Source organism: Vreelandella gomseomensis, assembly GCF_031451645.1.
Classification (GTDB): domain Bacteria; phylum Pseudomonadota; class Gammaproteobacteria; order Pseudomonadales; family Halomonadaceae; genus Vreelandella; species Vreelandella gomseomensis.
This window is the reverse complement of the sequence record NZ_JARWAI010000007.1, coordinates 172,189-186,852: the sequence shown is the minus strand read 5'-3', so window position 1 is coordinate 186,852 and position 14,664 is coordinate 172,189. Positions and strand designations below refer to the sequence as shown.

The following is a 14,664-nucleotide window of genomic DNA, read 5'->3' as shown; positions in this document are numbered from 1 at the left end:
ATGTGCATCACAATACTATGAGAGATATATTCCCTCAGAAATATCCAGTTCGTCGTAATCAAGCAATGAAAAAACTTCGCTAAGGTCAGCTATTCCATCTTCAACATTCTTCACTCCTTCCTCTTTCAACACTACTTGGCAGATCGATCTCATGGCATTGACAGCCGCACGCATATTATGGTTTGCCCATATAGCAGCTGATATACCTGCATTTTTGTATTCTGAGGCCGGAGTTGTATAGTATTTTGTAGGAACAATCACCAACGGCAAACGGTTCTTCCAAGCATCAGAAAAAGCGAAAACCTCATTCGGTTCATGTCTTCGCGAATGAATTAAAATTCCATCGACACCAGCATTTGCATATGCATATGCATGAGCTCGATCTAATGCTTCATCAATACCCTGCCCTGCAATAAAAGCTTCGGTTCTGGCAATTAACACAAACTCATCCTTTGGAACAGTATCTCTAATAGCTTTTAACCGCCCACAAAACTCACCGATATCTGCTAATGGATGTCGATTCCCCACAAAAGAGTTCATCTTTGGGAACACTTTATCTTCTATACATATTCCGGCCGCACCACGCTCGAATAACTTCTTGGAGAAGATACGCGCATTATTAAAGTTTCCAAAACCACTATCGCCATCTACGAGAATAGGTTTACAGGAAGCATCCACCATGCGTTCAACAACATCAACAACCTGTGTCCATGAGCATTCGTTTACATCACGATATCCCAGACTTGTTGAGATCGAGAATCCAGAGGCCCATATGGCGGGAAATCCCGCTTCCGCCACTATAGCCGCCGACAAAGCATCATGAGCTTCCATCAAGAATGTCAACTCCTCACTTTTGATAAGCTTTAACAATTGATAACCAAGGGACAACTTGGATGATTTTCCTTCAAATTCATTTAATTCATCATATGCAGTCATTTGCAACACCTCCGTAACATGGTGGTATTAAAATATTACGCCACAATGCTACTCTGCAAACAAAAAAATTAGTCTCATAACTTGTTGAACATACACCCTTCGGATATCAACTGGATGTCTCACTCTTTTATAATCATACCTCTTCCTTTTTTACATACCGAACATCACAATTTTCTTTTGGGGATTTACAAATTCCTCTTGTTTTAACAACCACCTTTCTCGCGTTAAACTACTACTGACTATAGTTAGCTGAGCGAAACACTATGGAGATCTTGGATATAATGGCTTTCGGCCAACCTTTAGGCGAGGTGTCAATAAGCCAGTATGTAATTCCCTCGTTGGCTGCATTCATTGCCGCCGTAATTGGAGGAATGTCAGGATACGGAACAGGTCTCTTACTACCCCCTGTTCTGATTCCAATTCTGGGGGCGGAGGCTGTTGTTCCCGTTGTCAGTTTGTCCGCTCTGATTACCAATGCGACTCGAGTCGTGACATTTTGGAACAGCTTCGATTTCAATAAGATTAAGAAGGTAACAATCTATGCGTCTCCGGCATGTGTCGTTGGGGCTTATGGCTATACGCTGTTATCCGGGCCTATTGTTAGCATCATAATTGGACTTACTCTTATTCTTATTGCTCCCGCCAGAAGATATCTTTTACGAAAGCATGGGAACCTAGGCACTCGGTCCTTGAATGCAGCCTCAGTTGGGTATGGCATTTTAGCTGGTGGCACCTCCGGTTCTGGTGTTGTACTTATTTCAATTTTGTTATCTACAGGGTTGAGTGGCGTTTCCGTAATTGCAACAGATGCTGGAATCTCGTTTCTTTTGGGGGTATTAAAGGTTATTGTTTTCCAATCGGCAGGGAGTCTACCATTCCACCTCTGGGCAATGGCGGCTGTGATCGGTATATCTGCAATCCCTGGGACGCTTCTTGCCAAATGTTTAATAAATATGCTTTCAGGGCAGATGCATATTACCATTATTAATGCCGTAGTTTTACTTGGCGGCGGAGCCTTGATTATAGAAGGGGTGAGAGGCGTGATTTAGACAAAGCACCTCCTGGTAAGTCGACTTGTATCGCTAATTTTTCAATTCCCAGAATTTCAAGGCCGAGCAATAGAGGGCCCCCCCAAAGCGTGGTGTACTCAGGCGCCCCGAAGTTCTGCCGCATGTACCATAGTTGACTCACTCCTGGGGCAGCGAGAAACACCGCGTTTTTCCCGTGTTGCTTTTAATAGCGTCCAACATCTCCACATGGAGTGGGGACATTTAAGCGATACCGACTTACTGGGTAACGATCCGCTTTGGCAACTTGCATGTAGCGATGCACGAAGCCTGGTGCCGCTGGAAGAAGCACGCCCGACAGAAGCCACCCCCTCTCGCTTGATCATCTGCTTGAGTCATCCAGACAACCTCAACACGGTGCACAAAGGCTTATTGCATAAGTGGTGACCCCACTTACTCCCTGGCATCCGACGACTGCAGCCGCTTCCTGACTGCTACCCCATGAGTGAGCTCAACAGCGTACGCATTCCCCCATCAGCCAAAGTCTGAGAGCATACCGTGGGCAAGTGACGGCCGTTTATGCGAAAACGTGATAAAACGGGCATTAGAAGACGATTTTAAATTGTTGTTACGCCAATGAGGGCATCAGATAGCCCCAAAGCGCTCCTCAAGTAGTCAAAAGGCGCTGAATAGGGGTGCTACCGCCGGTGTGATAAATAAGGCGCGCTTACACTTGGCATCGTAATATCCCACTACCTTACATCCTACTTAAGGGGAGTCTTATGTTTTATATTGCTCGCTACTGGCGTTGGCTGACCGTTTTTGGCCTGGCCAGCCTGCTCACGGGCTGTCTCGCCCTGCCCCAAACCGGCCTGTTTGCGTTTCGTTTGGCGGTCACCTCACTGGGGGTCGAGGATGTTCGCATTGGTCCTTACCGTATCAAGGCAGGCCTGGACACCAGCGATTTAACCAGCCTGATCGCTTCCAGCCTTGGCGCTGGTAGTCTGCCCGTTCAGGCGACCATTGCCATGGGGCTGGGCCTGCCTGCGGGCATGCCCCCGGTGGAGATGTCGGGCTTTCGCTGGATGCTCGACATGCCTGGCGTTGATCCTGTACAGGGAAACTATGAGCAGGACGTCAAGCTAACCTCTGGCGACGATGCCAATTTACGCCTGCCGGTTGCCTTTGATGTCCTCGCCACCGACACCCAACGCATGGCGCCCATGCTGGAGCTTGCCAGCCAGTTGGCCACCCAGGGAGAACTACCGCCCGGCAGTCAACTGGCCATCACGCCAGGGGATCTGCGCGGTTTAGGCATGCGGCTTCCTGCTGGTTTGCTGACACCCACCATTCGCCTCAACGTGGGCGCCGATGGGCAGTTGGTACCACAAGGCTAAGTGCCGTCAGCCAACCCTTTGCGGCCTACCCAGTGGGCCGCAAACTGCCAGGCGGTGCGACCGCTGCGCCCGCCACGCAGGGTCGCAAAGCGCAGCGCTTCGGCACGCGCCTCATCATCCCAGCTGACGTTCTCGCTGCTCACCCGCGCGACCCAATGAGCGCACACGTCCAGGTAGGTTGCCTGGTTAAAGGGATGAAAGCTCAGCCATAGCCCAAACCGGTCCGACAGAGAGATTTTCTCCTCCACCGCATCGCCATGGTGCAATTCCTCACCTACCAGCTGCGAGCCGCTGTTGTCGTCCATCGATTCGGGCAGCAAATGACGACGGTTCGAGGTGGCATACAGCAATACGTTTTCCGGCGGGCCGGTGAGCGCCCCATCGAGTACGCTCTTGAGCGCCTTGTAGGCATCGTCGTTGCCCTCGAAAGAAAGGTCGTCACAGTACACGACAAAGCGCTGGGGCTGATGACGCAGCTGCTCCACCAGTATCGGCAGGCTAGCCAGCTCTTGGCGGTCGATCTGCACCAGCCGCAGCCCTTCACCCGCCAAGGCGTTGAGCAGCGCGCGCACGATCGAGGATTTACCGCTGCCCCGCGCGCCCCACAGCAGGGCGTGATTGGCGGGCAGTCCGCGCAAAAACGCCCGGGTATTATCCACCAGCGCGGTCTTTTGGCGCTCGATGCCCATCAGGTCGTCAAGGGTCAGCGCGTCCCTGGGCGGCACCGCCACCAGCCGCCCGCCCAGCGGATGCCGCTGCCACAGTGCGGCGACCTCGGTCTGCCAGTCGACCGGTGCGGGGGCGGGCGGCAGCCAGTGATCAAGCTGGTCGAGCAAACGGGTCAAGCGCTGGCTTAACTCGGCATCCATAAAGCCTCTCCTGGTGAATTATGCGGGTAAGGATTGATTTACCCTGTACAGTGGTTATCTTGTGGCTAGGAATTCACTTGTTGAAAAGGAAATACGCTCATGCGTTGGCTTCGCCCTCTCGCCATCACCGCCTTATGCGCCACCGTCGCTGCCTGTTCCACCTCGCCCACCGGCCGTTCGCAGCTGCTGTTGTTATCCGATGACGAACTCAACAACATGGGCAGCCAAGCCTTTAACCAGTACCAGCAGGAGCTGCCCGCCGCCGGGCAATCAAGCCAGCGTTACGTGCAATGTATCGCGGATGCCATCGTCGCGGAACTCCCCCAGGAGCAGCAACGGCTTGACTGGCAGATTCGCGTCTTTGAAGAAGACTCCCCCAATGCCTTTGCCCTGCCCGGGGGCTACATGGGCGTGCATACCGGCATGCTGGATATCGCCACCACCCAGGATCAGCTTGCCTCGGTGGTCGCCCATGAAATCGGCCACGTGCTGGCCAAGCATTCCAACGAGCGGGCGTCTACCGAAAGCGCGACGCAGCTGGGCCTGTCGGTTCTCTCCAGTACCGCCGGCATCCAGAGCGACCAGCTCATGGGGGTGCTGGGGATGGGCGCGCAGTACGGCATCATGCTGCCCTTCTCGCGCCGCCATGAAAGCGAAGCGGATACCATTGGCCTTGACCTGATGGCTCGCGCCGGCTTCGATCCGCGCGAAAGCGTGACCCTGTGGCAGAACATGCAGCAAGCCTCCGGCGGCGGCCAGCCACCGGCCTGGATGTCGACCCACCCGAGTCAGGGCCAGCGGATCGAAGGGCTGCAAGCCAACATGAGTGGCGCCATGAACGCCTACGAACAGGCCCGCAACAACGGGCGTACGCCCAACTGCCCGCGTCCGTGATGCAAGACCGCCGTTGCCTCACGGCAACGGCGGTTGTATAGCGCGCCCTGTGATAACCGCGCAGAACGATAACGGCGCGAGTAACTAGCGGTAGTTCAACGACTGGCGTAGCCGCGAGCGCACCGGTGCGGTGTCGGGGCGTACATTGCGCCACATGAAGAACGACTCGGCCGCCTGCTCGACCAGCATGCCCAATCCATCCAGAAGTTTCGCCCCGCGCGGGCCGGCCCATTGCAGGAACACCGTGGGGTCGGCGCCGTACATCATGTCGTAGGCCCAGGCGTCAGGGGAAAACAGCGTCTCGGGCAGCGGCGGCAGATCCCCGGCAAGGCTTGCGCTGGTACCGTTGATCACCAGGTCGAACCTGCCTTCCAGGGTGTCAAAGCCACCGCCTTGAATATTGCCCAGATCGGCAAAGTCGCCTGCCAGCTGCGCGGCCTTGGCGGCCGTACGGTTGACCACCATCAGGGCGGCGGGCTGTTCGGCCAGCAGCGGCTCGAGGATACCGCGCACCGCGCCACCGGCCCCCACCACCAGCACGCGCTTCTGACGAAGCGACACGCGATGGTAGGCCAGGTCGCGCACCAGGCCGATACCATCGGTGGTGTCGCCATAGGTCAAGCCGTTGCCGCCCAGCATCAGGGTATTCACGGCGCCCGCCCGGCGGGCACGATGGCTGAGCGTATCGCACAGCGCAAACGCATCTGCCTTGAATGGCACGGTCACGTTGGCGCCCCGCCCGCCTTCTGCGCAGAACGCCCGCCACGCCTCGGCCAGCGCATCGACCGGCGGCTCACTGGCGGTATAGTCGATATCCTGCCCGGTCTGCCGGGCAAAATCGGCGTGAATCATGGGCGACTTGGAGTGGCCCACGGGGTGGCCAAAAACGCAGTAGCGATCAGTCATGGAGAGCCTCACGGTGTGGCTGAGCCGCTTCGTTGAGCCAGTCACGCGGTACCAGATAGTCGTTCAGCCGCGCTTCTGGCGTGCCTGCCTCGGGAGTGAAGGCATATTCCCAGCGGGCAAGCGGCGGCATCGACATCAAGATGGACTCGGTCCGCCCGCCGCTTTGCAGGCCGAACAGCGTGCCCCGGTCCCACACCAGGTTGAACTCCACGTAACGGCCACGCCGGTAAAGCTGGAAGTCGCGCTCGCGCTCGCCCCAGGCATCGCCCCGGCGGCGCTCGACAATCGGCACATAGGCGTCGAGAAAGCTATCGCCGACGGCGCGCTGAAACGCAAAGCACTCCTCGAAGCTGCCTTCATTGAGATCATCGAAAAACAGCCCGCCGACGCCGCGGGTCTCATCCCGGTGCTTGAGGTAGAAGTACTCGTCGCACCAGGCCTTGTAACGCGCGTAAACGTCGTCGCCAAAGGGCGCGCAGGCCGTGCTGGCTACCTTGTGCCAGTGCACCACATCGTCGAACACCGGGTAGAACGGCGTTAGGTCATAGCCGCCACCAAACCACCAGACTGGCGGCTCGCCCTCTTTTTCGGCGATAAAGAACCGTACGTTGCCGTGGCTGGTGGGCACATGGGGATTTTCCGGATGCAGCACCCAGGAAACCCCGACCGCGTGAAAACTGCGCCCGGCCAGTTCTGGACGGGCGGCGGTGGCTGAAGGCGGCAGCGTGGTGCCGAAGACATGCGAGAAGTTCACGCCGCCCTTTTCAAACACGCCGCCGTGCTCGATAACCCGGGAGCGCCCACCTCCACCTTCTGCGCGGTCCCATTCGTCCTGCCTGAAGCTTGCCTGACCGTCGGCGCGTGCCAGGCCGTCGCAAAGGCGCTCCTGTAGATCCAGCAGATAGGTTTTAACGGTATCCAGATGTTCGTGCGCCACATCGTCTCCTGAGGGTCGGTTAACTGCGTATCACGTGTCCGCTGGCGAGATCACGGATGGTGCTGGGACGGGGATTGCCACCCAGCTCGCCAGAAACGATCGCGGCCAGCTGGTCACCGAAGACCGTCCTGACCTCGTCCTCGCGGGTTGCCGGCGGGTCGCCGGCGACGTTGGCCGAGGTCGACACCAGCGGGCCGCCGAACGCCTCGCAAAGCGCCTGCATCAGCGGGTGATCGGTCACCCGCAGGGCCACTTTTGAATGCGCGCCGCGCACCATGCCGTGACTGCGGCCGTTATCCGGCACCAGCCAGGTGTTGGGGCCTGGCCAGCTGGCGACCAGCGGCGCATGCAGTGCCAGGGGTAGCTGCGTCAGCCAGGGCTGAAACTGGCTGATCGAAGCAGCCACGAGAATCACCCCCTTGGCAGGGTCGCGATCCTTGAGACGCATGAGATGCGCCAGCGCTTCGTCATTGTCAGGGTCGCAGCTCAGCCCCCATACGGCTTCCGTCGGGCAGGCAATCACGCCGCCCTCGCGCAGCGCGCGAACCGCAATATCCACTTCAGCAGCCGTTGTCATGAAGTCTCCACCGATGATGACAAAGGAAGCCTCAATCCTATCATGGGCGCGGTAAACGCACCCAGCCTCCTGCCCGCGACGCCACCCAGCCGTCGATTTCCAGCATCAGCAGGCGCTGCTGGCACTCGCTCACCGTACTGCCGCTTTGTTGCACCAAGGCGTCAATCGGCGTCGGTGTGGCGCTCAACAAGCCAAGCAGCGCATCCGGCAAAGGTTCGTCCGCCGGTGTCTCAGGCGCAGACGGCGAGACCGGGGGTTCCAAAGCAGGTGGCAGAAACTCGCTCGCCCAGTGATGCAGCTCGTTGACGATGTCTTGGGGGTCGCAGGCCATCGCCGCGCCCTGGCGCAACAGCTGCAGGCAGCCACGGGCCTGCTGATTGTGCAGCGAGCTGGGCAGCGCAAAGACGTCGCGGCCCTGTTCCATGGCCAGGCGCGCGCTTACCAGGGAGCCGCTTTTCTCGGCGGCTTCCACCACCAGCGTGCCCAGCGACAGGCCGGTCACGATGCGGTTGCGGCGTGGAAAAAACGCCGGATGGGCCACCGTACCCGGCGGATGCTCGGCCAGCACCAGGCCGCCCGGCGCATCGCTGAGCTGCTGGTAAAGCCCGCGATGGCGGGCGGGGTAGATCACATCGATCCCGCAGCCGAGTACCGCCACGCTACTGCCCCCGGCATCCAGAGCGGCCTGCTGGGCTACCCCATCGATGCCCAGGGCCATGCCGCTGACAATACACCAGCCGCGGCGGGCCAGCTCACGGGCGAAGGTTTGGGCGTTATGCGTGCCTTCGGCGGTGGGGCGGCGCGTGCCCACCATGGCAAGCGTGGGTCGCTCGAGCGTACCGAGATCGCCCTGCGCCCACAGCACCGGCGGGGGATCGGGCAGCTGGTTAAGCAACGCCGGCCAGGCCGGATGGTCGCGGTGCAGGATCGTCCGCCCCGGCGCGCCCGACTGCCAGTCAAGGCTGGTCGCCACTGCCGACTGCAAGGGGCTTTTAGACGGATGGTCGCACCACAGCCGCAGCGCACTGGCCGCCTTGCCGGGTAGCCCTGCCAGCCAGCCTTGCGGCCACGCGGGTTGCTGCGCCACCAACTGGGCGATGCGCTGCGGCCCCACGCCGGGTAATGCATTGACCGCCAACCACTCCCTGGTATCCATTCAACCTCCTTGTCCCGTATATCAATGTCGGCACGCCGGTTTTCAGCGCGGCGGTGAACGCACGAGGTCGCCCACTTCCAGCACCGTTGACGCTTCCATCACCAACGCATAGCTGACGCGATCATAAGGTCTGAAGACCATCAAGGTGCCGGCGGCCTCGCTGGGTAGCGTGAGCGCCTCCTGGCTGCGTGGATCGCTGATCACCTCGCCCTGCTGGGCAATCTGGAAAACATGCCCGGGCTGGACGCCATCCAGCGTCCCCAGATCGATCGTTACCACCTGCAGGCGGCCGATAAACCGCACGCCGCCCGGTACGCCAACAATCGCCCCGGAAAGCTCATTGCGGGGCGCTCGTGGCACCATCGTATCGAGCTGTCGCGACGTTTCCAGCGGCACCGCCAGATCATTATTGCGTATTTCCTGGTCGGCGCTGAGCACCTGCAGCTGCACGATGTCATCCTCGGCGCGCAGGGCGCGGGCCTCACCGATCTTGATCAACTCGGTGCCCAGCGGCGTGCCATCGCCCCCGACATAGCGCTCGGCAGGGCGATAAATGCCAATCCGGGTATCCCGTGGCACCTGCCCCCTGACATACAGCGAATCCCCCGCGCCGCTGATCAGGCGGCCCTGGTGGCCCGCCACCACGTACGCCAGAGCGTCCTCCGCCGGGTCGCCGTCGACGATCCGGTGGCCGCGCAGGAACGGCCCGATGACGCTCGGGTCGATCGGCGCAATCGCTTCACGACGTGGCACCGTGCGCATCTCGGGGGACAGCTTGACCACGCGCTGCTCCCGCGCCAGCGACAGGCACGGCACGCCCTGGCAGTCGTCGAGCGTCAGCACATCCCCGGGATAAATCAGGTGGGGGTTATCGATCGCGGGATTGGCCTGCCACAGTTCTGGCCACTGCCAGGGGGCGTGCAGGAACCGGGCGGCAATATCCCATAGCGTATCTCCCGTCACTACGGTGTAGCGCTCGGGCGCCGACTCGCGGACGCGCTCCCACGCTGCCGCGTCCAGCGCGGCCAAGAGCGTCAACGCGCCGATCAGCCAGCCCCCGACCCCGGCTCGCCAGCGGTATTGTCTCGCTGCCATCCTGCCTCCCTGTTTTGTTATCGCTTTTTCAGCGTGGAGATCCGCGCTGCGCCGCCGGGCAGGCATGCCCAGGAGCATTGACAGCATGATATAGTGGTTGATCATAAACTACATTGATCACAACGTTCGGCGCCAGCCACGTATGGCGATCATAAAGCACTTGGGCAGGCGACCCTACCGGCGCGTGGCCCAAGCGATTACTCAGCTCAGCATAACGGTGGTAGTCACGCCATGGCCAAACTCGCCATTCTCGAATTTCCTGACGAGCGCCTGCGCACCAAGGCCCAAGCAGTTCAGACCGTCGACGATGAGGTGCGCCAACTCGTCGACGACATGCTCGACACCATGTACGACGCCAAGGGGATCGGCCTTGCCGCCACCCAGGTGGACGTCCACCGTCGCGTGGTGGTGATGGATGTCAGCGACGACCAGTCGCAACCGCTGGTGATGATCAACCCTCAGTACACACCGCTGGGTGACACCCAGGAACCGCTTTCCGAAGGCTGCCTGTCGATCCCGGAACATTATGCCGAGGTGCCCCGCTACCTGAGCGTGGAGCTGAAAGCGCTGGACCGCAACGGCGAGCCCTTTACGCTTGAAGCCGACGGTTTGCTGGCGCACTGCATTCAGCACGAATACGACCACCTGGAAGGCGTGCTGTTTGTCGACTATCTATCGCCGCTCAAGCGTGACCGGATTCGCAAGAAAATGGAAAAACGCCACAAGCTGATGCAGGACGCCTGACAGCGACTGCATTGCCCGAGGTTACTGCCACATTTACTTTTGCCGCCAGGTCGCTGTCTCCATGTCATCATTGCGCGTTGTTTTCGCGGGTACGCCTGAATTTGCTGCCTCAAGCCTGGCCGCCCTGCTGGCAAGCCAGCATCAGGTGGTCGCTGTGTATACCCAGCCCGACCGTCCCGCCGGGCGTGGTCGAAAGCTCACCCCGAGTCCGGTCAAGCAGTTGGCGCTCGACCATGCGCTGCCGGTTCATCAGCCCGCAAGCCTGAAAACGGCCGAGGCCCAGGCGACGCTTGCCGCGCTGGATGCCGACGTCATGGTGGTGGTGGCCTACGGGCTACTGCTGCCGCAGGCCGTTCTGGATATCCCGCGCCTGGGCTGCCTCAACGTGCACGCCTCGCTGCTACCCCGCTGGCGGGGCGCCGCGCCGATTCAGCGCGCCATCGAGGCGGGCGACCGCGTGTCGGGCGTCACCATCATGCAGATGGATGCAGGGCTGGACACCGGCGACATGCTCCATGAGGTTCGCACCCCGATCACTGCCCAGACCACCGGTGGCGACTTGCACGACCGTCTCGGGATTCAAGGGGCCAGTGCCCTGATCAATACCCTCGATGAACTCGCCACGGGCGCCGTCAGCGCGACGCCACAACCCGACGAAGGCGTGACCTACGCTGCCAAGCTCACCAAGGCCGAGGCCGAGCTGGATTTTCATCAGCCTGCCGAACAGCTGGTACGCACCATTCACGCCTTCAACCCCTGGCCTGTTGCCTGGTGCGCCCTGGGCGATGACCGCCTGCGCCTGCTGGCGGCCAGCGCCGAGCCCGGCGAACAGCCCGCATCGGCCCCCGGTACGCTATTACCCCACGGCGAGGATCACCTGCGTATCGCCTGCGGCCAGGACGGCCGCGAGGTGCTCTGCGTGAGCCGCGCCCAGCTGCCGGGGGGCAAGGCCCTGCCGGTTCGCGAACTGCTCAACGCCCGCCAGACACGCCTCACTCCGGGCACCCGCCTGGGGCCCAGCCCGCAAGAAGGAGCACCGTCATGAATCAGCCTCGCGCACCCAAGGAAGGCAGCGGCCTGGAAGTACGCGCCGCCGCCGCCCGGGGGCTCGTCCCGGTGCTCACCGACAAGGGGTCTCTCGCCGGCCTGGATGAGCATAGCGTGATTGCCCGGGATCGTAGCCTGCTCAAAGAGCTCTGCTACGGCACCTGCCGGCGCTTGCCGCGCCTGGAAGCGCTGGCCGGTCAACTGCTCAAGCAGCCGTTCAAAAAACGCGACAGCGACGTTCAGGCCTTGCTCCTGATCGGCATCTACCAGCTGCTGTACATGCGCATTCCGGCCCATGCGGCCGTGGGGGAAACGGCTGGCGCCGCGCGGTTGCTCGGCAAGGACTGGGCAACCCGGGTACTCAACGGCTGCCTGCGTCGCTTGCAGCGTGAAGCCGCCGCTCTAGAGGCGACGGTCGACCGCGATGCCCACGTCGCCCTCGAGCATCCCGCCTGGCTGTTGAAAACGCTGCGTCAGGCATGGCCGGATCAGTGGCAGGCCATCGCCGAAGCCAATAACCAGCCCGGCCCCATGACGCTGCGCGTAAACCAGCGCCATCAGGATCGCGAAACCTACCTGTCGCTGCTCACTGAAACCGGGTTGAGCGGCCAGCTCTGCGTTCACGCGCCGGACGGCATCACCCTGGAGCAGCCCTGCGACGTCTCCACGCTGCCCGGTTTCGAGCGCGGCCTGGTCAGCGTGCAGGATGAGGCCGCCCAGCTGAGCGCGGCGCTGCTCGGCCCGGCGCTTGCGCCGCGCCCGGGGGCACGGGTGCTGGACGCCTGCTGCGCGCCCGGCGGCAAGACCGCCCATCTGCTGGAGCAGTTCGATATCACGCTCACCGCCATCGATAGCGACAACCAGCGGCTGGGACGGGTCGACGACAGTCTGAGCCGGCTGGGCCTGACCGCCGACCTGCAGCACGCCGACGCCACTCAGCGCGACTGGTGGAACGCCACGCCGTATGACGCCATCTTGCTGGACGCGCCCTGCTCCGGCACCGGGGTCATTCGCCGCCACCCGGATATCAAGAAATTGCGGCGCCCCGACGACATTGGCAAGCTCGCTACCCTGCAACGCCAGCTGCTGGATAACCTCTGGGCGATGCTGCGCCCCGGCGGCACGCTGCTGTACGCGACCTGCTCGGTACTGCCGGAAGAAAATGCCGAGCAGGTCGAGGCATTTCTTGCCCGCACCCCCGATGCCATCGTCACCACCCCGGACGACGTCGCCTGGGGCATGCCCAGCGGCCAAGGACGACAACTGTTCCCCGAAGCGAGCAGTCACGATGGCTTTTTTTATGCCAGACTAGAGAAGCGGGCTGCCTAAGAGGCACTCGCCTTGCACGCGGCAGTGCATTCATGACACGGACGGAGGTAACATGAGTCACCATACCTACAAGCACATCGAGCTAACCGGTTCTTCTGAAACAGGCATTGAAGATGCCGTGCAGAGCGCGCTGGCCAAGGCGTCTGAAACCGTCAAGCACATGCGCTGGATGCAGGTGATCGACACCCGGGGCCATATCGAAGACGGCCGCGTGGCGCACTGGCAGGTCACGATCAAGGTCGGCTTCACCCTGGAATAATCCCACCTGCTTTTCGGCGGCGGCTGGTTTACACTGGCCGCCGTCTTTATTGCAGCGCACGATAGGCCGCCTCGCGCAGTTGGCGAGGATCCCTGGCGCTTTTAACGGAACCGATGCTCAGCAATGAAAATTATCATTCTCGGCGCCGGCCAGGTCGGCGGCACCCTTGCGGAATACCTCGCCGGTGAGGAAAACGACATCACCGTCGTTGATACCGATGCCAAGAAACTGCGCGAGCTGCATACCAAACTCGATATCCGCACGGTCACCGGCGCCGGCTCTTACCCTATCGTGCTGCGCCAGGCGGGCGGCGAAGACGCCGACATGCTGATCGCCGTCACCAGCAGCGACGAAATCAACATGATCGCCTGCCAGGTCGCGCATACCCTGTTCCGCACTCCGACCAAGATCGCCCGGGTACGCTCCTCGGCGTACCTGACCCGCAAGGGGCTGTTTGCCCACGAGGCAATTCCCATCGACGTGCTGATCAGCCCCGAGCAGGTGGTCACCGACCACGTGCGTCGCCTGATCGAACACCCCGGCGCGCTGCAGGTGCTGGAGTTTGCCGGCGGGCTCGTTCAGTTGGTGGCGGTGAAAGCTTTCTACGGCGGCCCGCTGGTCGGCCAGGATCTGGCCTTTTTGCGCCGCCATATGCCCAACGTGGACACCCGGGTGGCGGCGATCTATCGCCGCAACCGGCCGATCATCCCCCGTGGCGATACCGTCATCGAGGCCGACGACGAGGTATTCTTCCTCGCCGCCCGGCGCGATATTCGCGCGGTGATGAGCGAGCTGCGCCGGGTCGAACGGGATTTTCGCCGGGTGGTGATTGCCGGGGGTGGCAACATCGGCGAGCGGCTGGCCGAGCACCTGGAGCACAGCCAGCAGGTCAAGATCATCGAACACAGTCTCGAGCGCTGCACCACGCTGTCCGAGCGGCTCGACCGCACCGTGGTGCTCCACGGCAGCGCCACCAGCAAGCGGCTGCTGGAAGAAGAGAACATCGAGGACTGCGATATTTTCTGCGCGCTGACCAACGACGACGAGGTCAACATCATGTCGTCGCTGCTGGCCAAGCGCCTGGGCGCCAAGAAGGTGCTGACGCTGATCAACAACGCCGCCTACGTGGATCTGGTTCAGGGCGGCGAGATCGACATTGCCATTTCGCCCCAGCAGGCGACCATCGGCAGCCTGCTGACCCACGTGCGGCGCGGCGATATCGTCAACGTCCACTCGCTGCGCCGGGGCGCGGCGGAGGCCATCGAGGCCATCGCCCACGGCGACAAGCAGTCGTCCAAGGTGGTCGGCCGTACGATTCGCGAGATCGACCTGCCCGACGGCACCACCATCGGGGCGATCGTGCGCGGCAAGGAGGTCATGATCGCCCACGATCACATCGTCATCGAAAGCGGCGACCACGTGATTCTGTTCGTCATCGACAAGCGGCGCATCCGCGACGTGGAGCGCCTCTTCCAGGTGGGGCTGACGTTCTTCTGATGGGTTTGCACCGC

15 protein-coding genes and 2 pseudogenes are annotated in these 14,664 nt (G+C 61.1%); 9 read left to right on the top strand and 8 right to left on the bottom strand.

Features of this window, described 5'->3' with window-relative positions; translation table 11 throughout:
- Positions 1–15: 15 nt before the first annotated feature.
- Positions 16–936: a phosphoenolpyruvate mutase gene (aepX, locus tag QC815_RS11165; RefSeq protein WP_310539768.1), complete on the bottom strand. Its 921-nt coding sequence runs from the start codon at positions 934–936 to the stop codon at positions 16–18.
- Positions 937–1,199: 263 nt separating this feature from the next.
- On the opposite strand from aepX, the gene QC815_RS11160 reads away from it, so the two are divergent.
- Complete coding sequence (locus QC815_RS11160; protein ID WP_310539767.1) at positions 1,200–1,985, top strand: sulfite exporter TauE/SafE family protein; 786 nt, start codon at positions 1,200–1,202, stop codon at positions 1,983–1,985.
- Here the strand turns inward: QC815_RS11160 and QC815_RS17380 are convergent.
- A pseudogene (locus QC815_RS17380) lies at positions 1,957–2,154 on the bottom strand (DUF4113 domain-containing protein); the annotation flags it as partial. The gene QC815_RS11160 and the pseudogene QC815_RS17380 sit on opposite strands and share 29 nt — an antisense overlap.
- Before the next feature lie 38 nt (positions 2,155–2,192).
- Between QC815_RS17380 and QC815_RS11155 the strand changes: the two are divergent.
- Positions 2,193–2,378, top strand: a pseudogene (locus tag QC815_RS11155) (IS1380 family transposase); the annotation flags it as partial.
- Between the two features lie 347 nt (positions 2,379–2,725).
- Entirely contained in the window at positions 2,726–3,340 is a 615-nt protein-coding gene (locus tag QC815_RS11150) for a hypothetical protein (protein ID WP_310539765.1), read from the top strand.
- On the opposite strand, the gene QC815_RS11145 is transcribed toward QC815_RS11150, so the two are convergent.
- A complete protein-coding gene (locus QC815_RS11145; RefSeq protein WP_310539763.1) occupies positions 3,337–4,209 on the bottom strand; it encodes an ATP-binding protein in 873 nt (290 codons plus the stop codon). The genes QC815_RS11150 and QC815_RS11145 overlap by 4 nt on opposite strands.
- Before the next feature lie 99 nt (positions 4,210–4,308).
- Here QC815_RS11145 and QC815_RS11140 point away from each other — a divergent pair, with 99 nt between their 5' ends.
- On the top strand, positions 4,309–5,103 hold the full coding sequence (locus QC815_RS11140; RefSeq protein ID WP_310539761.1) for a M48 family metallopeptidase: 795 nt from the start codon (positions 4,309–4,311) through the stop codon (positions 5,101–5,103).
- Between the two features lie 84 nt (positions 5,104–5,187).
- Here QC815_RS11140 and aroE read toward each other — a convergent pair whose 3' ends face one another.
- The 5 genes from aroE to QC815_RS11115 are packed head-to-tail and all read right to left on the bottom strand — an operon-like array spanning position 5,188 to position 9,774.
- Positions 5,188–6,009 carry a shikimate dehydrogenase gene (gene aroE, locus QC815_RS11135; protein WP_230447110.1) on the bottom strand — a complete coding sequence of 274 codons (822 nt, stop codon included), beginning with the start codon at positions 6,007–6,009 and terminating at the stop codon, positions 5,188–5,190.
- Complete coding sequence (gene hemF / locus QC815_RS11130; RefSeq protein WP_230447111.1) at positions 6,002–6,946, bottom strand: oxygen-dependent coproporphyrinogen oxidase; 945 nt, start codon at positions 6,944–6,946, stop codon at positions 6,002–6,004. Before hemF ends, aroE begins: the two co-directional genes overlap by 8 nt.
- A gap of 19 nt (positions 6,947–6,965) precedes the next feature.
- Positions 6,966–7,523, bottom strand: a complete 558-nt coding sequence (gene tsaC, locus QC815_RS11125) for an L-threonylcarbamoyladenylate synthase type 1 TsaC (protein WP_230447112.1) — start codon at positions 7,521–7,523, stop codon at positions 6,966–6,968.
- A 40-nt stretch (positions 7,524–7,563) separates the two neighbouring features.
- Positions 7,564–8,679 (bottom strand): DNA-processing protein DprA, encoded by a 1,116-nt coding sequence (gene dprA, locus QC815_RS11120; protein ID WP_310539758.1) that lies wholly within the window; start codon positions 8,677–8,679, stop codon positions 7,564–7,566.
- Positions 8,680–8,721: 42 nt separating this feature from the next.
- On the bottom strand, positions 8,722–9,774 hold the full coding sequence (locus QC815_RS11115) for a LysM peptidoglycan-binding domain-containing protein (protein ID WP_310539756.1): 1,053 nt from the start codon (positions 9,772–9,774) through the stop codon (positions 8,722–8,724).
- 231 nt (positions 9,775–10,005) lie between these two features.
- On the opposite strand from QC815_RS11115, the gene def reads away from it, so the two are divergent.
- From def to trkA, 5 genes are all read left to right on the top strand, one after another.
- Positions 10,006–10,518: a peptide deformylase gene (gene def / locus QC815_RS11110; RefSeq protein WP_230447115.1), complete on the top strand. Its 513-nt coding sequence runs from the start codon at positions 10,006–10,008 to the stop codon at positions 10,516–10,518.
- Between the two features lie 61 nt (positions 10,519–10,579).
- Positions 10,580–11,563 carry a methionyl-tRNA formyltransferase gene (gene fmt, locus QC815_RS11105; protein ID WP_230447116.1) on the top strand — a complete coding sequence of 328 codons (984 nt, stop codon included), beginning with the start codon at positions 10,580–10,582 and terminating at the stop codon, positions 11,561–11,563.
- Entirely contained in the window at positions 11,560–12,894 is a 1,335-nt protein-coding gene (gene rsmB / locus QC815_RS11100; protein WP_310539753.1) for a 16S rRNA (cytosine(967)-C(5))-methyltransferase RsmB, read from the top strand. Before fmt ends, rsmB begins: the two co-directional genes overlap by 4 nt.
- Before the next feature lie 52 nt (positions 12,895–12,946).
- Entirely contained in the window at positions 12,947–13,153 is a 207-nt protein-coding gene (locus tag QC815_RS11095; RefSeq protein WP_230447118.1) for a dodecin, read from the top strand.
- Positions 13,154–13,276: 123 nt separating this feature from the next.
- Positions 13,277–14,650 (top strand): Trk system potassium transporter TrkA, encoded by a 1,374-nt coding sequence (gene trkA, locus QC815_RS11090; RefSeq protein ID WP_230447119.1) that lies wholly within the window; start codon positions 13,277–13,279, stop codon positions 14,648–14,650.
- Positions 14,651–14,664: the final 14 nt, after the last annotated feature.